Below are 17,646 nucleotides of genomic sequence, written 5' to 3'. Positions count from 1 at the left end.
ACACCCGCAACGCAAACCGCGCCCATAAAAAAAGCCCGACCAACGGTCGGGCTTCTAAAGTCGGCTGCGTCCTCCACAGGACGCAGCCCCTGCAAACAGCCTGGCTGTTCGCGTCGCCGCTTATCGGCTGGCTCAGCGTAATGAAACCGCTTAAGCCGCCAGCAGCGAGCGCAGCACGAACGGCAGAATCCCGCCGTGCTTGTAGTAGTCGACTTCGATCGGCGTGTCGATACGCAGCAGCACCGGCACGCGCTTTTCCTTGCCGTCCTTGCCGCGAATCACCAGCGTCACTTCCTGTTGCGGCTTGAAGTCCGCGCCCAGGCCTTCGATGTCGTACGTTTCCTCGCCGGTGATGCCGAGCGATTGCACGCTATCCGAGCCCTTGAACTGCAACGGCAGAACGCCCATGCCGACCAGGTTCGAACGGTGGATCCGCTCGAAGCTGCGTGCGACCACGGCCTTCACGCCCAGCAGTTGCGTACCCTTCGCTGCCCAGTCGCGCGACGAGCCCGTGCCGTACTCTTCGCCCGCGAACACGATGGTCGGCGTGCCGGCGTCGATGTACTTCATCGCTGCGTCGTAGATCGATTCCTGTTCGCCGCTCGGCTGGTGAATCGTCAGGCCGCCTTCCACGCGCGTGCCGTCTGCCTTCGCCGGGATCATCAGGTTCTTGATCCGGACGTTCGCGAACGTACCGCGCATCATCACGTCGTGATTGCCGCGGCGCGAGCCGTAGCTGTTGAAGTCGGCCTTCTGCACGCCGTTCGCCTTCAGCCACTTGCCTGCCGGCGAATCTTCCTTGATCGAGCCTGCCGGGCTGATGTGGTCGGTCGTGACCGAGTCACCGAAAATGCCCAGCGCGCGTGCGTCCTTGACCGCGGCGATGCTGTCGGCCGGCTGCATCGAGAAGTCCTTGCCGAAGAACGGCGGCTCAGCGATGTAGGTCGACTTCGGCCAGTCGTAGACTTGACCTTCCTCGCCTTCGATCTTGCTCCACAGGTCGCCCTTCTTGGTCAGCGACGAGTAGTTCTTGCGGAACGCTTCCGCGTCGAGCGCGAACTTGAGCAGGTCGTTGACTTCTTCGCTGGTCGGCCAGATGTTGCCGAGGAAGATGTCCTTGCCGTCCTTGCCCTTGCCGACCGGTTCGGTCATCAGGTCGCGCGTGATGTTGCCGGCGATCGCGTAAGCGACGACCAGCGGCGGCGAGGCCAGGAAGTTCGCGCGGATGTTCGGGTGAATCCGCGCTTCGAAGTTACGGTTGCCCGACAGCACCGCGGCCGCGACGATGTCGTTCTTCGTGATCGCTTCGTTCAGTTCCGGCGTCAGGTCGCCCGCGTTGCCGATACAGGTCGTGCAACCGTAAGCGGCCAGCGTGAAGCCCAGCTTGTCGAGGTACGGCAGCAGGCCGGTCTTCGTCAGGTACTCGGTGACGATACGCGAGCCGGGCGCGAGCGAGGTCTTGATGTGCGGCGCGACCGTCAGGCCGGCTTCCACCGCCTTCTTCGCCAGCAGGCCGGCGGCCAGCAGCACGCTCGGGTTCGACGTGTTCGTGCACGACGTGATCGCGGCGATCAGGATGTCGCCGTTCTTCACGTTCACGCCGTTCGACGTGGTGTATTGCGCGTCCAGATCGGCTTCCTTCTTCGCAAAGCCGTTTTCCGCGACCGGCTTCGAGAACAGGTCGCTGAAGGTCGACTTCACGTGACCGATTTCGATGCGGTCCTGCGGACGCTTCGGACCGGCCAGCGACGGCGTCACCGTGCCGAGGTCCAGCGTGACGACCTTCGTGTAGTCGATCTGGCCAGCCTTCGGGATACCGAACAGGCCTTGTGCCTTGAAGTAGTTTTCGAAAGCCGAGATTTCCGCGTCCGTGCGGCCCGTGCCCTTGAAGTAGTCGATGGTTTTTTCGTCGACCGGGAAGAAGCCCATGGTCGCGCCGTATTCCGGCGCCATGTTGCCGATCGTCGCGCGATCCGGCAGCGACAGCGACTTCGTGCCTTCGCCGAAGAATTCGACGAACTTGCCGACCACTTTTTCCTTACGCAGCAGTTCCGTCACGGTCAGGACCAGGTCGGTCGCCGTCAGGCCTTCGCGCAGCTTGCCCTTCAGTTCGACGCCCACCACGTCCGGCGTCAGGAAGTACACCGGCTGGCCGAGCATGCCGGCTTCCGCCTCGATGCCGCCCACGCCCCAGCCCACCACGCCGATGCCGTTGATCATCGTGGTGTGGCTGTCGGTGCCGACCAGCGAGTCCGGGTAGTAGACCGTATCCGCGCCTTCAGCCTTCTTGTGCACGCCGCGCGCGAGGTATTCCAGGTTCACCTGGTGGACGATACCGACGCCCGGCGGCACGACCTTGAACGTGTCGAATGCCTGCATGCCCCACTTCATGAACTGGTAGCGCTCGTTGTTGCGCTGGAATTCCAGTTTCATGTTCAGGTCGAGCGCGTTCTTTTCGCGGAAGTGATCGATCTGCACCGAGTGATCGACGACCAGATCGACCGGGACCAGCGGTTCGATCGACTTCGGATCCTTACCCATGTGCTTCGCGACGCCACGCATCGCGGCGATGTCGGCGAGCAGCGGCACGCCGGTGAAGTCCTGCAGCACGACGCGCGACACGACGAACGGAATTTCGTCGACGCGCGCGGCGGTCGGCTTCCAGTTCGCCAGTTGCGTGATGTGTTCTTCGGCGATCTTCTTGCCGTCGTAGTTACGCAGCACCGATTCCAGCACGATACGGATCGAAACCGGCAGGCGGTCGATCTTGATGTTCAGTGCCTTGCCGAGTTGCGGCAGGGAGTAGAACTTGCCTTTGCCGGAACCGCTGTCGAATTCCTTGAGCGTTTTGTGGAGGTTGTGGGCCATGGTGTTTTCCTTGGTTTGATCGCGGAACTACAGTACTTAACTTGACTAAATGACGTACAGATCGACGTACTCATTGACCGGCATGGCTTCGAGCCGTGCCTGATCCAGCGACACGTCGAGAATCGCCAGTTGTTGCCTGACCGGAAAGCGGCGCGCGAGGTTGGTCCTGAACTTCTCGACCAGCAACGGAATCCCGTCTTCGCGACGACGCTTGTGACCGATCGGGTATTCGACCGTGACTTCGTCGAATGACGACCCGTCGTTGAATTCGATCGTCAGTGCATTGGCGATCGAACGCTTCTCCGGATCGTGGTAATCCTGCGTGAACTGCGCGTCTTCGACACACGCCATCTTCGCGCGCAGCACATCGATGCGCGCGTCCCGCGCAATCGAATCCTCATAGTCCGCGGCCGTCAGTCGGCCGTGGATCAGCGGCACGGCGATCATGTACTGAATGCAGTGATCGCGGTCGGCCGGATTGTTCAGCGGGCCGGTCTTGTCGATGATGCGGATCGCGGCTTCGTGCGTGCGGATCGTGATGCGTTTGATGTCTTCCACGCGCCGGCCTTCGCGCTCGAGTTGCGCGTGCAATGTCATCGCCGCTTCCACCGCGGTCTGCGCATGGAATTCTGCCGGAAAAGAAATCTTGAAGAGCACGTTTTCCATCACATACGACGCGTACGGGCGCTGGAAACGGAACGCGTTGCCCTTGAAGAGCACATCGTAAAAGCCCCACGTCTTCGCGGTGAGCACCGACGGATAGCCCATCTCGCCGGTCTTCGCGATCAGCGCGAGGCGCACCGCGCGCGAGGTCGCGTCGCCGGCGGCCCACGACTTGCGCGAGCCGGTATTCGGTGCGTGGCGGTACGTACGCAGCGCCTGTCCATCGACAAACGCCTGCGACACCGCATTGATCAGCTCGTCGCGCGTGAGGCCGAGCAGTTGCCCGACTACCGCCGTCGACGCCAGCTTGACCAGCAGGACATGATCGAGCCCGACCTTGTTGAAGGAGTTCTCGAGCGCGATACAGCCTTGAATTTCGTGCGCCTTGATCATCGCGATCAACACGTCTTTCATCGGCAGCGGCGTCTTGCCGGCTGCGATGGCGCTGCGCGAGAGCCAGTCGGCCGTCGCGAGAATGCCGCCGAGGTTATCCGACGGATGCCCCCATTCGGCGGCGAGCCACGTGTCGTTGAAGTCGAGCCAGCGGATCATCGCGCCGATGTTGAAGGCGGCCTGAACCGGGTCGAGCTGGAACGACGTGCCCGGCACCTTCGCGCCGTTGGGGACGATCGTGCCCGGCACGATCGGTCCCATCAGCTTGGTGCAGGCCGGGTAGGTGAGCGCCTCGAGTCCGCAGCCGAGCGTGTCGATCAGACAGTGACGCGCGGTTTCCAGCGCGAGCGCGCTGTCGATCTGATAGTCCAGAACGTAGTCGACGATATCGGCCAGGACTGGGTCCGGGTCGGGTCGCACGTTGGAAATCGGAGCGGACATCGGGGAGCTTTCCTGACGATGCTTAGTTGCTGTTGTTGATCGCGTTCGATTGCGTCGGCGCCGGTGCGCCTTGCACCATCGCGGCCGTCTTGCACTCGTCGGCCAGACGCGAGCTGTCCTTGTCCGAGAACAGCATGGCCTTGGTCGGGATCACGACCAGGTCCATACCCGATGCGGCGTCGTGGAAACGGTCGGCGCCCGTGGTGGTCGCTTCGCGCGGCAGGTTGTAGTTCTTGTTCGCCCAGTGAACCGTGACGATCTGGTCACGCTTCATGTCGCCCTTCAGGTCGAACGAGAGGCCTTCGTTGCACGACCACTTTTCCGCGCCGTCCGGCACCGGATCGACCTTCGCTTCCTTGGCTGCGTTCGGCTTGCGCTTGATCAGACGCTTCGGTTGCGGACGCTTGGCGACGGCCTTGGCGGCCGGCTTCGTCGTGGTGGTCGCCGTTTGCGCGGCGGCGTCAGTCGCGGCGGTCAGCATCGTCGTGGACAGGGCGCCAATCACGGCGGCGATCATCAGCTTTTTCATGGAGAAAACCTTTCTATCTAGTTTCGGTTGAACAATGCGCGGGCTGCCGGTCCAGGCGACCGCGTCGTGGAACTGCACGCGCCTTGAAAAACGCACAGCGGCCGCTATTTTCTCCTATTTAGCGGCAGGTACTTCAAATTCTCCGGTCCGGTGTAATTCGCGCTCGGACGAATGATCTTGTTGTCGATGCGCTGCTCGATGATGTGCGCGCTCCAGCCGGCCGTGCGGGCAATCACGAACAGCGGCGTGAACATCGCCGTCGGCACGCCCATCATGTGATACGACACCGCGCTGAACCAGTCCAGATTCGGGAACATCTTCTTCGCTTCCCACATCACCGACTCCAGCCGCTCGGCGATGCTGAACAGCCTGGTGTTGCCCGCTTCCTTCGAAAGCTTCTTCGCGATCTCCTTGATGACCTTGTTGCGCGGGTCCGAGATCGTGTACACCGGGTGACCGAAACCGATCACCACTTCCTTGTTCTCCACTCGCCTGCGGATGTCCGCCTCGGCCTCGTCCGGCGTCTGGTAGCGCGACTGGATCTCGAACGCGACCTCGTTCGCGCCGCCGTGCTTCGGGCCGCGCAGCGCGCCGATCGCGCCGGTGATCGCCGAATAGATGTCCGAGCCCGTGCCCGCGATCACGCGGCCCGTGAAGGTCGACGCGTTGAATTCGTGCTCGGCGTACAGATTCAGTGACACGTGCATCGCGTCGACCCACGATTTCGACGGCTCCACACCGTGCAGCAGATGCAGGAAATGGCCGCCGATCGAATCGTCGTCGGTTTCCACCTCGATGCGCTTGCCGTTGTGCGAGTAGTGATACCAGTAGAGCAGCATCGAGCCGAGCGAGGCCATCAGCTTGTCGGCGATGTCGCGTGCGCCCGGCAGGTTGTGGTCGTCCTTCTCCGGCAGCACGGTGCCGAGCACCGAGACGCCGGTGCGCATCACGTCCATCGGGTGCGCGGCGGCGGGAATCCATTCGAGCGCGGCTTTGACGTTCGCGGGCAGGCCACGCATGCCCTTGAGTCTGGTCTTGTAAGCGGTGAGTTCGGCCTGCGTCGGCAGTTTCTCGTGGACCAGCAGATAGGCGATCTCCTCGAATTCGCACGCGCCGGCGATGTCGAGAATGTCGTAGCCGCGGTAATGCAGATCGTTGCCGGTCTTGCCGACCGTGCACAGCGCGGTGTTGCCCGCGGTCACGCCCGACAGGGCGACCGACTTCTTCGGCTTGAAGCCGCTTTTGGGTTCTTCGCCGCCTTGTGCACCTTGTGCACCGGCGTTTTGCGTTGTCTCGCTCATCTCCCGCAATCTCCTTTGTGCCTGCTCGTTGCTTCAGGTTGAACCGCGTACTCGGCGTGGCTTGCCCGTGTGTTCGCCCCGACGCCTGTCCCTATGTCAGTACCCACTTCGCCGAACAGCGGCGCGGCGTCTGGCGCGATCGCGCGGCCCGTGGCATGTGCGCGGCGTAGCACCGACCAGTAATAGCGATAACTGGCGCGATCGTGCAGCGTGTCGTGATGGCGCGTCGGTCCCCATTGGGCGGACTGGGCGGCGAGCAGGATCTCGGTCGCCGTGGCGATTTCCTCGTCTCGCGGCGCGAAGGCCGCGACGATCGCCTCGATCTGCGCCGGATGAATGCTCCACATGCGCGTATAGCCGAACTCGTTGCGGGCGCGCGCGGCGTCGTTCGCGACCACGCTCATGTCGCGCACTTCCGTGCTGACGTTGTGCGACGGCACCTTGCCGTGTGCGTGGCAGGCGGCCGCGATCTCCAGCTTCGCGCGCCGCACCAGCGGATGATCGAACTGGCCGGGCGAGCGCATCGCGCTGTCGGGGATCGCGCCGTTGTGCGCGGAGACGAAATCCATCAGGCCGAAGCTCAGCGCCTCGACGCCGGGCAGTGCGGCGAGATCGAACGCGTGCGCGAGCGCGCCGTGGGTTTCGACCAGCAGTTGCACCGGCACCGGCTGCGCAATGCCGAGCTCGCGCCGCATCGCCTCGATAAAGGCGACCATTTCGGCGGCGTCGGGAACGTTGCGGATTTTCGGGAGCGTGATGTAAGCAGGCGCTCGCTTCGCGGCCCGCAGAATGAGACGGACGTCGTCGCGCCAGTGCGCGTGATCGAAGTCGTGAATCCGCACGCCGACGCGCCCGAAGCGGTCATGCTCGCTGCCGAGCAGCGACGCGACCAGCTCCGCGTGCTCCGCTTCGCGGCCGACCTGAGCGCCGTCCTCGCAGTCGAGCGTGATGTCGAACACCGGCCCGAGTTGCTGCTGCAGCGCGAGCGATTTCAGCATCAGCTTTTCGCTGCCGGCGTAGTGATCGCAGGCAGGCAGCACAGCGGGCGGCACTTCGCCGTCAAACAGCACTTCGGCGGGTGTGAGGGCGCGCATCTTCGGCGTCAGGGGCGTGGTTTGTGTTGAGAGATTGCTGATTCGGACGCGCTCTGCGTGCCGTGCTGCAAGGCAGCGGTGGCGCAAAGCGCGATCGGATCAGGTGCGGTAGCCAGTCCAAAGCCAGATGTAAGACACCGGCCCGCTTTGCCCTTCGCACGTAAAAAACCGGAACCCGTTGCTTCGACAGCACGGCGTTCCGGTTCGACTGCATCGAGCGCTTAGCCGAGCAGGTGTTGAACGCCTTCGCGTTCTTCCAGCAGTTCGTTCAGCGTGTGGTCCATCTTCTCGCGCGAGAACGCGTCGATTTCCAGGCCTTCGACACGCTTGTATTCGCCGTTTTCGCACGTGACCGGCACGCCGTAGACGATGTCTTCAGGAATACCGTACGAGCCGTCCGACGGGATACCCATGGTGACCCACTTGCCGTTCGTGCCGAGCACCCAGTCACGCACGTGGTCGATCGCCGCATTAGCCGCCGATGCCGCCGACGACAGGCCGCGCGCTTCGATAATCGCCGCGCCACGCTTGCCGACCGTCGGGATGAATTCGTTGCGGTTCCATTCTTCGTCGTTGATCAGCTTGGTCAGGTCTTGACCTTCTGCCGTCGCGACGCGGAAGTCCGGGTACATGGTCGGCGAGTGGTTGCCCCACACAGCCAGCTTTTCGATCGACGCGACCGGCTTGCCCGACTTGGCGGCCAGTTGCGACAGCGCGCGGTTGTGGTCCAGACGCAGCATCGCGGTGAAGTTCTTCTTCGGCAGATCCGGCGCCGACTTCATGGCGATGTACGCGTTCGTGTTGGCCGGATTGCCGACCACCAGCACCTTCACGTCGCGGCTGGCGACGTCGTTCAGCGCCTTGCCCTGAACCGTGAAGATTTCGGCGTTGGCCGACAGCAGGTCCTTACGCTCCATGCCCTTCGAGCGCGGACGGGCGCCGACCAGCAGGGCCACGTCTGCGTCCTTGAACGCGACTTTCGGGTCGTCCGTGATCACGACGCCCGACAGCAGCGGGAACGCGCAATCATCCAGTTCCATCACGACGCCTTTGACGGCGCCTTGCGCTTGCGGCAGGTCGAGCAATTGCAGGATCACCGGCTGGTCCTTGCCGAGCAGGTCGCCATTGGCGATGCGGAACAGCAGGGAGTAAGCGATTTGACCTGCGGCGCCGGTGACGGCAACGCGCTTTGCGGGCTTAGCCATTGAGAAATCTCCAGGACGATGCGTTAGACGCTAGGGGAAAACGCCATTCTATATGTGCGTTCAGCGAAGCGTTGTGAAACACGGCGGAATTCACTTTTCGCGGGCAACCCCTTAAAAGTAAGCGAGTTGCGTGACGCGCTGCGGCAAGACCGCCATGCCGGAAACCTGTTTCTGTACCACCGAGCGGGAGGGCGGAAAGACGGCGCGCCAAGGTAGCCGCTGCACGGTGCGGGCTCCTGCAAACAGCGCGTTTCGGCAAGCGTCTGACCAGCGAATGGCGGGCGAATCGAAACCTGGACTGCGAGGGAACGGCATGGTGCAGAGAGGCTGCCGGCGCGTCGCGACGCTGCGTTCCGCAGCCTCGTAAAATCCCGCAAACCCTTACTCGACAGGGAGTGTAGGAGTCGTCATCCACAAAGTCAACATTATCTTATGTCTTATATAAGACATATCTGTTGCGGGGAAAAGCCTAGACGCGCCCTAGGCCTTTATGATGAAATGCGCGCATGAATTCGAACCCGGCGAACACTGCGAATCCGAATGGCCAAGGGGCCGCGGGCGAAGGTGCATCCGTCGCGTCGCCGTCGGCATCGCCGACTTTCAGCCCTTTGTATCAGCAGATCAAGGGCTTGATTACACAAAGTCTCGAAACCGGTGAATGGAAGCCCGGCGAGATCATTCCCAGTGAAGTCGAACTGGCGGCTCGATACAAGGTGAGCCAGGGTACGGTGCGCAAGGCGATCGACGAGCTTGCCGCCGACAACCTGCTGGTCCGCCGTCAGGGCAAGGGTACTTTTGTTGCAACGCACAACGAAGACCGCGCCCAGTTTCGATTCCTCCGCTTGCTGGCCGACGACGGCGCCGAGCATCCGCACGTCAGTCACCTGCTCGAATGCCGCCGTTTGCGCGCTTCGGCCGACATCGCGCGGCAACTCGACCTCAAGCCCGCTGATCCGGTGGTGCTGATCAAGCGCCTGCTGCAGTTCGACGGCGAAGTCACCGTGCTCGATGAAATCTGGCTGCCCGGCGCGGTGTTCCGCGGGCTTACGCTCGAGCGCCTGTCGGAGTACAAGGGCCCGCTGTACGCCATGTTCGAGACGGAGTTCGGCACCCGCATGATCCGCGCGACGGAGAAGATCCGCGCGGTCGCGGCCGAGCCCTCGGTGGCCGACCTGCTGCATGTGCCCGCGGGTTTTCCTCTTCTATCGGTCGAGCGCGTGTCCTATACATATGGAGACCGGCCGGTCGAGGTACGCCGTGGTTGGTATGTCACAACCGGGTATTACTATCAGAACGATCTGAGCTGAGCGAGCTGGAAAAAGGCGCGGCATCCCACGCCCGCGCCTGTTTGAAGGCGTCTTTATCGCGTGTGCTGTCACGGACCTGTCGTGGTTTTCGCTGCAGCGCGATATAAAAAGGCGCTAAAATTGCGGATTAGTGTGACTACATAGTAGGGGTCTAGCATGGCTGAAGCCGTAAAAAAACCGAGGCCGGAATTCCGGAACATCGGTATCGGGCAGATTTTGACGGCGTACCGTCTACCGCTAGCGGGGCGAGTGTCGATCTTGCACCGCGTGAGCGGTGGTCTGCTTTTTGTTTTTCTTCCGTTCCTGCTGTACCTCTTCGATCAGAGCCTGACGTCCGAACTTAGCTTCGACGTCTTCAAGGGCTTCCTCTCCAACATCATCGTCAAGCTCATCACGCTCGTTCTCGCGTGGGCCTTCCTGTTCCATTTCTGCGCGGGTGTGCGTCACCTGTTCATGGACACGAGCCACGGTCTCACCACCAAAGAGAAGGGCAAGCAAACCTCCATCGTGGTGCTGGTCGTTTCGTCGATTCTGACGATTGCTTTCGCGCTCAAACTCTTCGGAGCATTCTAAAAAAATGGCAGCTAACAACCGAATCGGTCCGAAGCGTCTCGTCGTCGGCGCACATTACGGCCTGCGCGACTGGCTGGCGCAGCGCATCACCGCCACCATCATGGCCGTCTATACGGTCATCCTGCTCGCCTGGTTCTTCGGCGCGCGCGATTTCTCGTACGACGGCTGGGCGTCGATCTTCGCCACGCAATGGATGAAGCTCGCCACGTTCGTCACGCTGCTGGCGCTGTTCTACCACGCGTGGGTCGGTATCCGCGATATCTGGATGGACTACGTGAAGCCCGTTGGCACGCGCCTGTTTCTTCAAGCGCTGACGATCGTCTGGCTGCTCGCGTGTGCGGGCTACGCTGCGCAGATTCTCTGGAGAGTGTAAAAGAATGGCTGCAATCAAGAATTCTCTGCCGCGTCGCCGCTTCGACGTGGTCATCGTCGGCGCGGGCGGCTCGGGGATGCGCGCTTCGCTGCAACTCGCGCGCGCCGGTCTGTCGGTCTGCGTGCTGTCCAAGGTGTTCCCGACGCGTTCGCACACGGTTGCTGCTCAAGGCGGCATCGGCGCTTCGCTCGGCAACATGAGCGAAGACAACTGGCACTACCACTTCTACGACACGATCAAGGGTTCCGACTGGCTCGGCGACCAGGACGCGATCGAGTTCATGTGCCGCGAAGCACCGAACGCCGTCTACGAACTCGAACACTTCGGCATGCCGTTCGACCGTAACGCGGATGGCACGATTTACCAGCGCCCGTTCGGCGGCCATACCGCGAACTACGGCGAAAAGCCGGTGCAACGCGCTTGCGCGGCCGCCGACCGTACCGGTCACGCGCTGCTGCACACGCTGTATCAGCAGAACGTGGAAGCCAAGACGCAGTTCTTCGTCGAATGGATGGCGCTGGATCTGATCCGCGACGCCGAAGGCGACGTGCTCGGCGTGACCGCGCTGGAAATGGAAACCGGCGACGTCTACATCCTCGAAGGCAAGACCACGCTGTTCGCCACGGGCGGCGCGGGCCGGATCTTCGCGGCATCGACCAATGCGTTCATCAACACCGGCGACGGTCTGGGCATGGCCGCGCGTTCGGGCATCGCGCTGCAGGACATGGAATTCTGGCAATTCCACCCGACCGGCGTGGCCGGCGCGGGCGTGCTGATCACCGAAGGCGTGCGCGGCGAAGGCGGCATTCTGCGTAACTCGAACGGCGAGCGTTTCATGGAACGCTACGCGCCGACGCTGAAGGATCTGGCGCCGCGCGACTTTGTATCGCGTTCGATGGACCAGGAAATCAAGGAAGGCCGCGGCGTGGGTCCGAACAAGGATCACGTGCTGCTGGACCTGTCGCACATCGGCGCCGAGACGATCATGAAGCGTCTGCCGTCGATCCGCGAAATCGCGATGAAGTTCGCGAACGTCGACTGCATTAAAGAGCCGATCCCGGTTGTGCCGACCATCCACTATCAGATGGGTGGCATCCCCACGAATATCCACGGGCAGGTCGTGGGTACGTCGAAGGGTCATTCGGATCCGGTCAACGGTTTCTACGCCGTGGGCGAATGCTCGTGCGTGTCGGTGCACGGCGCGAACCGCCTCGGCACGAACTCGCTGCTCGACCTGGTGGTGTTCGGCCGCGCGGCCGGCAACCACATCGTCAAGCACGTGAAGGAAATCAAGGAGCACAAGCCGCTGCCGGCCGACGCCGCTGATTTTGCGCTGTCGCGTCTCGCGAAGCTCGACAGTTCGTCGTCGGGCGAGTACGCGCAATCGGTCGCGAACGACATCCGCGGCACGATGCAGAAGCACGCAGGCGTGTTCCGCACGTCGGCGCTGCTGTCGGAAGGCGTGGAGCGCATCCGCGAAGTGGCTGAACGCGTCGACAACATCCATCTGAAGGACAAGTCGAAGGTGTTCAACACCGCGCGCGTCGAAGCGCTGGAAGTGGCGAACCTGATCGAAGTGGCACGCGCCACGATGGTTTCCGCCGACGCACGTAAGGAAAGCCGTGGCGCGCACGCGCAGAACGACTTCGAACATCGTGACGACGAAAACTGGCTGCGCCATACGCTGTGGTTCAGCGAAGGCGATCGCCTCGACTACAAGCCGGTTCAGATGAAACCGCTGACGGTCGAATCGGTTCCGCCGAAAGCGCGGACCTTCTAAGGCACAAGCTAAAGGAATTCAGAAATGGCAAAGCGTACATTTGAAATTTATCGCTACGACCCGGACAAGGACGCAGCGCCGCGCATGCAATCGTACGAGATCGACATCGACTCGCACGAACGCATGCTGCTCGACGCGCTGGTCAAGCTCAAGGCGCTGGACGAAACGCTGTCGTTCCGCCGTTCGTGCCGTGAAGGCGTGTGCGGTTCGGACGCAATGAACATCAACGGCAAGAACGGTCTGGCTTGTCTGACGAACCTGAACGATCTGCCGCAAAAGATCGTGCTGCGTCCGCTGCCGGGTCTGCCGGTCATTCGCGACCTGATCGTCGACATGACGCAGTTCTTCAACCAGTATCATTCGATCAAGCCGTACCTGATCAACGACACGCCGCCGCCCGAAAAAGAGCGTCTGCAGTCGCCGGAAGAACGCGACGAGCTCGACGGCCTGTACGAATGTATCCTGTGCGCCAGCTGCTCGACCTCGTGCCCGAGCTTCTGGTGGAATCCGGACAAGTTCGTCGGCCCGGCGGGTCTGCTGCAAGCCTATCGTTTCATCGCGGACAGCCGTGACGAAGCGACCGGCGAACGGCTCGACAACCTGGAAGATCCGTACCGTCTGTTCCGTTGCCATACCATCATGAATTGCGTCGACGTCTGCCCGAAGGGCTTGAACCCGACCAAGGCGATTGGCAAGATCAAGGAATTGATGGTTCGTCGCGCTGTCTAGGATCAACTCACCCACGCTCCCTTGCGTCTACTGCCCGAAGGGCGGTCAGGGCGCCCGGGGAGCGGTCCGGCGCGTAGTGAAATGAACGAAACATCGCATCAGTCCGACCCTCTTCGCCGCGCGCGTCTTCGCTGGCGCGCACGGCGCGGCCTGCTGGAAAACGATCTGATCTTTGAACGTTTTTTCGGCCGATATGAGCATGACCTCAGCGATGCCGACGTGGGTGCGCTCACGCACCTGCTCGAGCTGAGCGATAACGACCTGATGGACTTGCTGCTGGCTCGCAAGGAACCGGAAGGCGACCTCGCGGACCCGGACGTGATCCGGGTGCTGGAGCTGCTGCGCAACGCTTGAGCGCCGCTAGTCCGTTGTTCCAGGCGTGCAATTATCGAAAACCTGTTTCCATACTTCGATTGAGGATGTGCTATGACCCCGTCAGATGTTAAAGCCACGCTATCGTTCAGCGATAATTCGCCGAGCGTTGAAATGCCGATTTACAAGGGCACTCTCGGCCCGGACGTGATCGACATCCGCAAACTGTACGGCCAGACCGGCAAGTTCACGTACGACCCGGGCTTCATGTCGACGGCGGCTTGCAACTCGGCGATCACCTACATCGACGGCGACAAGGGCGAGCTGCTGTACCGCGGCTACCCGATCGACAACCTCGCGGAAAACGCCGACTTCCTCGAAAGCTGCTATCTGCTGCTGAAGGGCGAACTGCCGAACGCGCAGCAGAAAGAAGAATTCGTGAACACCGTCACGAAGCACACGATGGTGCATGAGCAAATGCACTTCTTCTTCCGTGGCTTCCGTCGCGACGCACACCCGATGGCGATCCTGGTCGCCGCGGTCGGCGCGCTGTCGGCGTTCTATCACGACTCGCTCGACATCAATAATCCGCGTCACCGTGAAGTGTCGGCCATTCGCATGATCGCGAAGCTGCCGACGCTGGTGGCGATGGCGTACAAGTACAGCATCGGTCAGCCGTTCGCGTACCCGAAGAACGACCTGTCGTACAGCGCGAACTTCATGCACATGATGTTCTCGAACCCGTGCGAAGAGTACAAGGTCAACGACGTGCTGGTGCGCGCGCTCGACCGTATCCTGATCCTGCATGCGGACCACGAGCAGAACGCGTCGACCTCGACGGTGCGTCTGGCCGGCTCGTCGGGCGCGAATCCGTTCGCATGTATCGCGGCCGGTATCGCATGTCTGTGGGGCCCGGCGCACGGCGGCGCGAACGAAGCCGCGCTGAACATGCTGGAAGAGATCGGCTCGGTCGACAACATCCCCGAGTTCATCAAGCAGGTGAAGGACAAGAACTCCGGCGTCAAGCTGATGGGCTTCGGTCACCGCGTGTACAAGAACTACGATCCGCGTGCGAAGCTGATGCGCGAAACCTGCCACGAAGTGCTGGAAGAGCTGGGCCTGCACGACGACCCGCTGTTCAAGCTGGCCATGGCGCTGGAAAAGATCGCGCTGGAAGACGAGTACTTCGTGTCGCGCAAGCTGTACCCGAACGTCGACTTCTACTCGGGTATCGTGCAGCGCGCGCTGGGCATCCCGACGTCCATGTTCACGTGTATCTTCGCGATGGCACGTACGGTCGGCTGGATCGCGCAGTGGAACGAAATGATCGCCGATCCGGAACAGAAGATTGGCCGTCCGCGTCAGCTGTTCGTCGGCGACACGCAGCGTGAAGCCAAGCCGATCGCGCAACGTTGATGGGATTCCGGTTCAGGCTCGCGCTGTTTGCAACTGTCGTCTGATGCAGTAGCTGCCCGCTAGCGCGGCGCCTCGATCGATACACATGCCCCGGCGGGTCTTCCGTCGGGGCATTTGCTTTTGTCGCCGTTTTTTTTACCCGGCGACTTGCCGGGTAACGCCGATACAGGTATCGGCACTACCACCCAACCCCCTGTTTTTTATCGGTTTTTTCCATGGATGCACGGCCCCAGGCTGTAAGCTGCGTGGCATAATCGACCGACACGGTCAGCCCGCAGTCATTACTACCCCGCATACACCATGGCACAGACTCTCTACGACAAATTGTGGAACACCCACGTGGTCCACACCGAAGACGACGGCACGACGATTCTCTATATCGACCGCCATCTGCTGCATGAAGTGACCAGCCCGCAGGCATTCGAAGGCCTGAAGCTGGCTGAGCGTCCGGTGTGGCGCATCAGCGCGAATCTGGCGGTTTCGGACCACAACGTGCCCACCACGGATCGCAGCCACGGCATCGCCGATCCGGTCTCGAAGCTGCAGGTCGACACGCTCGATTCGAATTGCGACGCCTACGGCATCACGCAGTTCAAGATGAACGATCTGCGTCAGGGCATCGTGCACATCATCGGGCCGGAGCAGGGCGCCACGCTGCCGGGTATGACGATCGTCTGCGGCGACTCGCACACGTCCACGCATGGCGCGTTCGGCGCGCTGGCGCATGGCATCGGCACGTCGGAAGTGGAACACGTGCTGGCCACGCAAACGCTCCTGCAGAAGAAGAGCAAGAACATGCTGGTGAAGGTCGAGGGCTCGTTGCCGCGCGGCTGCACCGCGAAGGATATCGTGCTCGCGATCATCGGCAAGATCGGTACCGCGGGCGGCACCGGTTACGCGATGGAATTCGGCGGCTCGACGATTCGCGCGCTGTCCATGGAAGGCCGCATGACGGTCTGCAACATGGCGATCGAAGCCGGCGCGCGCGCGGGCATGGTCGCGGTCGACAACGTCACGGTCGACTACCTGAAGGGCCGTCCGTTCTCGCCCGAAGGCGTCGAATGGGATCACGCGGTCGAGTACTGGAAGCAGTTCAAGTCGGACGACGGCGCGCATTTCGACCGCGTGGTCGAACTGAATGCCGCCGACATCGTGCCGCAGGTCACGTGGGGCACGTCGCCGGAAATGGTCACGGCGGTGGACGGCCGCGTGCCGGACCCGGAACGCGAAAAGGATCCGGTCAAGCGCGACGCGATGGAGCGCGCGCTGAAATACATGGCACTCGAACCCAACGCGCCGATCGAGTCGATCAAGCCGGATAAAATCTTCATCGGGTCGTGCACCAACGCGCGCATTGAAGACATTCGCGCCGCGGCCTACGTCGTGAAGAAGCTCGGCCGCCGCGTCGCGCCGACCATCCGTCTGGCCATGGTGGTACCGGGTTCGGGTCTGGTGAAGGCGCAAGCGGAACGCGAAGGCCTGGACAAGGTCTTTACCGACGCCGGTTTCGAATGGCGTGAGCCCGGTTGCTCGATGTGTCTCGCGATGAACGCCGACCGGCTGGACCCGGGCGAGCGTTGCGCGTCCACGTCGAATCGTAATTTCGAAGGTCGTCAGGGCGCCGGTGGCCGTACCCACCTGGTCAGCCCCGCGATGGCTGCGGCTGCGGCCATCGAAGGGCATTTCGTCGATATTCGCAAGCTTGGATAAACCGCATGATGAAGAACATGAATCGCACCACTCTATTGCGCCGCTTCGCGCTCGGTACCCTGGCCGGGCTGTTGCTCGGTCTGGCCGGCTGCAACACGGTGCACGGATTCGGCGAGGACATGTCACACCTCGGCAATTCGATCAGCAACCACGCTGATAAATAAGCGATTTTTGATTGTTGCCGGCGGTGCGCCGGGCGGCTTTTCCGCCGTCACGCGCATCGTCCGCTTTTGAAACGGGCGCAAGCGTCATGGATAAATTCATCGTACACACCGGCGTCGTGGCGCCGCTCGATCGCGAGAACGTCGACACGGACGCGATCATTCCAAAGCAGTTTCTGAAGTCGATCAAGCGCACGGGTTTCGGTCCGAATGCGTTCGACGAATGGCGTTACCTCGACCATGGCGAGCCGGGTCAGGACAACTCGAAGCGTCCGCTGAATCCGGATTTCGTGCTGAACCAGGCGCGTTATCAAGGCGCTTCGGTGCTGCTGGCGCGCAAGAATTTCGGTTGCGGCAGCTCGCGCGAGCATGCGCCCTGGGCGCTGCAGCAATACGGCTTCCGCGCGATCATCGCGCCGAGCTTCGCCGATATTTTCTACAACAACTGCTTCAAGAACGGTCTGCTGCCGATCGTGCTGACCGAGCAGCAGGTCGATCATCTGTTTAACGAAACCTATGCATTCAACGGTTTCGAACTGACCGTCGACCTCGAAGCGCAGGTCGTTCGCACAACCAGCGGCGACACCGCGTACCCGTTCGAAGTCGCCGGCTTCCGCAAGTACTGCCTGCTGAACGGTTTCGACGACATCGGCCTGACGCTGCGTCACGCGGACAAGATTCGCCAGTACGAAGCGGAGCGGCTCACGAAGCAGCCGTGGTTGAATCATCGTATCGTCGGCTGAAGAACCGGCTTACCCGACTAGTTTCGAAGCAAATCTCAAGGAATTCGC

At 61.9% G+C, this 17,646-nt stretch carries 16 protein-coding genes; 10 read left to right on the top strand and 6 right to left on the bottom strand.

What is annotated here, in order from left to right; genetic code table 11:
* Nucleotides 1–150: 150 nt before the first annotated feature.
* The 6 genes from acnA to LFL96_RS26585 form a co-directional block, all read right to left on the bottom strand.
* Complete coding sequence (gene acnA / locus LFL96_RS26610; protein ID WP_281003684.1) at nt 151–2,868, bottom strand: aconitate hydratase AcnA; 2,718 nt, start codon at nt 2,866–2,868, stop codon at nt 151–153.
* Nucleotides 2,869–2,913: 45 nt separating this feature from the next.
* Nucleotides 2,914–4,365 (bottom strand): bifunctional 2-methylcitrate dehydratase/aconitate hydratase, encoded by a 1,452-nt coding sequence (locus tag LFL96_RS26605; protein WP_281003683.1) that lies wholly within the window; start codon nt 4,363–4,365, stop codon nt 2,914–2,916.
* 22 nt (nt 4,366–4,387) lie between these two features.
* A complete protein-coding gene (locus LFL96_RS26600; protein ID WP_281003682.1) occupies nt 4,388–4,894 on the bottom strand; it encodes a hypothetical protein in 507 nt (168 codons plus the stop codon).
* A 104-nt stretch (nt 4,895–4,998) separates the two neighbouring features.
* Nucleotides 4,999–6,195: a 2-methylcitrate synthase gene (gene prpC, locus LFL96_RS26595; protein WP_281003681.1), complete on the bottom strand. Its 1,197-nt coding sequence runs from the start codon at nt 6,193–6,195 to the stop codon at nt 4,999–5,001.
* Complete coding sequence (locus LFL96_RS26590; RefSeq protein ID WP_281003680.1) at nt 6,192–7,289, bottom strand: aldolase/citrate lyase family protein; 1,098 nt, start codon at nt 7,287–7,289, stop codon at nt 6,192–6,194. Before LFL96_RS26590 ends, prpC begins: the two co-directional genes overlap by 4 nt.
* Nucleotides 7,290–7,510: 221 nt before the next feature.
* The gene (locus tag LFL96_RS26585) at nt 7,511–8,494 is read right to left on the bottom strand and encodes a malate dehydrogenase (protein ID WP_281003679.1); all 984 of its coding nucleotides are present in this window, start codon (nt 8,492–8,494) and stop codon (nt 7,511–7,513) included.
* 506 nt (nt 8,495–9,000) lie between these two features.
* On the opposite strand from LFL96_RS26585, the gene LFL96_RS26580 reads away from it, so the two are divergent.
* From LFL96_RS26580 to leuD, 10 genes are all read left to right on the top strand, one after another.
* Nucleotides 9,001–9,801: a GntR family transcriptional regulator gene (locus LFL96_RS26580; RefSeq protein ID WP_281003678.1), complete on the top strand. Its 801-nt coding sequence runs from the start codon at nt 9,001–9,003 to the stop codon at nt 9,799–9,801.
* A gap of 156 nt (nt 9,802–9,957) precedes the next feature.
* A complete protein-coding gene (gene sdhC / locus LFL96_RS26575; protein ID WP_281003677.1) occupies nt 9,958–10,374 on the top strand; it encodes a succinate dehydrogenase, cytochrome b556 subunit in 417 nt (138 codons plus the stop codon).
* Nucleotides 10,375–10,378: 4 nt separating this feature from the next.
* Nucleotides 10,379–10,747, top strand: coding sequence for a succinate dehydrogenase, hydrophobic membrane anchor protein (sdhD, locus tag LFL96_RS26570; RefSeq protein ID WP_281003676.1), 369 nt, complete (start codon nt 10,379–10,381; stop codon nt 10,745–10,747).
* Between the two features lie 4 nt (nt 10,748–10,751).
* Complete coding sequence (gene sdhA, locus LFL96_RS26565) at nt 10,752–12,527, top strand: succinate dehydrogenase flavoprotein subunit (protein WP_281003675.1); 1,776 nt, start codon at nt 10,752–10,754, stop codon at nt 12,525–12,527.
* A gap of 24 nt (nt 12,528–12,551) precedes the next feature.
* A complete protein-coding gene (locus tag LFL96_RS26560) occupies nt 12,552–13,256 on the top strand; it encodes a succinate dehydrogenase iron-sulfur subunit (protein ID WP_281003674.1) in 705 nt (234 codons plus the stop codon).
* Between the two features lie 81 nt (nt 13,257–13,337).
* The gene (locus LFL96_RS26555; RefSeq protein WP_281003673.1) at nt 13,338–13,610 is read left to right on the top strand and encodes a succinate dehydrogenase assembly factor 2; all 273 of its coding nucleotides are present in this window, start codon (nt 13,338–13,340) and stop codon (nt 13,608–13,610) included.
* A gap of 72 nt (nt 13,611–13,682) precedes the next feature.
* Nucleotides 13,683–14,984 carry a citrate synthase gene (gene gltA / locus LFL96_RS26550; RefSeq protein WP_281003672.1) on the top strand — a complete coding sequence of 434 codons (1,302 nt, stop codon included), beginning with the start codon at nt 13,683–13,685 and terminating at the stop codon, nt 14,982–14,984.
* A gap of 300 nt (nt 14,985–15,284) precedes the next feature.
* On the top strand, nt 15,285–16,694 hold the full coding sequence (leuC, locus tag LFL96_RS26545) for a 3-isopropylmalate dehydratase large subunit (RefSeq protein ID WP_281003671.1): 1,410 nt from the start codon (nt 15,285–15,287) through the stop codon (nt 16,692–16,694).
* 5 nt (nt 16,695–16,699) lie between these two features.
* Nucleotides 16,700–16,858: an entericidin A/B family lipoprotein gene (locus tag LFL96_RS26540; RefSeq protein WP_028196115.1), complete on the top strand. Its 159-nt coding sequence runs from the start codon at nt 16,700–16,702 to the stop codon at nt 16,856–16,858.
* Between the two features lie 86 nt (nt 16,859–16,944).
* A complete protein-coding gene (gene leuD, locus LFL96_RS26535; RefSeq protein ID WP_281003670.1) occupies nt 16,945–17,598 on the top strand; it encodes a 3-isopropylmalate dehydratase small subunit in 654 nt (217 codons plus the stop codon).
* Nucleotides 17,599–17,646: the final 48 nt, after the last annotated feature.

The organism is Paraburkholderia sp. D15, assembly GCF_029910215.1.
Taxonomy (GTDB): Bacteria; Pseudomonadota; Gammaproteobacteria; order Burkholderiales; family Burkholderiaceae; genus Paraburkholderia.
The sequence above is the reverse complement of the archived record's forward strand: the minus strand, read 5'-3'. Positions and strand labels throughout refer to the sequence as shown.

Coding starts and splice junctions, on each gene's coding strand:
- sdhC (WP_281003677.1), top strand. CDS start 9,958: ATGGCTGAAGCCGTAAAAAAACCGAGGCCGGAATTCCGGAACATCGGT.
- LFL96_RS26585 (WP_281003679.1), bottom strand. CDS start 8,494: ATGGCTAAGCCCGCAAAGCGCGTTGCCGTCACCGGCGCCGCAGGTCAA.
- LFL96_RS26560 (WP_281003674.1), top strand. CDS start 12,552: ATGGCAAAGCGTACATTTGAAATTTATCGCTACGACCCGGACAAGGAC.
- LFL96_RS26605 (WP_281003683.1), bottom strand. CDS start 4,365: ATGTCCGCTCCGATTTCCAACGTGCGACCCGACCCGGACCCAGTCCTG.
- sdhA (WP_281003675.1), top strand. CDS start 10,752: ATGGCTGCAATCAAGAATTCTCTGCCGCGTCGCCGCTTCGACGTGGTC.
- LFL96_RS26600 (WP_281003682.1), bottom strand. CDS start 4,894: ATGAAAAAGCTGATGATCGCCGCCGTGATTGGCGCCCTGTCCACGACG.
- leuC (WP_281003671.1), top strand. CDS start 15,285: ATGGCACAGACTCTCTACGACAAATTGTGGAACACCCACGTGGTCCAC.
- LFL96_RS26580 (WP_281003678.1), top strand. CDS start 9,001: ATGAATTCGAACCCGGCGAACACTGCGAATCCGAATGGCCAAGGGGCC.
- leuD (WP_281003670.1), top strand. CDS start 16,945: ATGGATAAATTCATCGTACACACCGGCGTCGTGGCGCCGCTCGATCGC.
- acnA (WP_281003684.1), bottom strand. CDS start 2,868: ATGGCCCACAACCTCCACAAAACGCTCAAGGAATTCGACAGCGGTTCC.
- LFL96_RS26555 (WP_281003673.1), top strand. CDS start 13,338: ATGAACGAAACATCGCATCAGTCCGACCCTCTTCGCCGCGCGCGTCTT.
- sdhD (WP_281003676.1), top strand. CDS start 10,379: ATGGCAGCTAACAACCGAATCGGTCCGAAGCGTCTCGTCGTCGGCGCA.
- gltA (WP_281003672.1), top strand. CDS start 13,683: ATGACCCCGTCAGATGTTAAAGCCACGCTATCGTTCAGCGATAATTCG.
- prpC (WP_281003681.1), bottom strand. CDS start 6,195: ATGAGCGAGACAACGCAAAACGCCGGTGCACAAGGTGCACAAGGCGGC.
- LFL96_RS26540 (WP_028196115.1), top strand. CDS start 16,700: ATGATGAAGAACATGAATCGCACCACTCTATTGCGCCGCTTCGCGCTC.
- LFL96_RS26590 (WP_281003680.1), bottom strand. CDS start 7,289: ATGCGCGCCCTCACACCCGCCGAAGTGCTGTTTGACGGCGAAGTGCCG.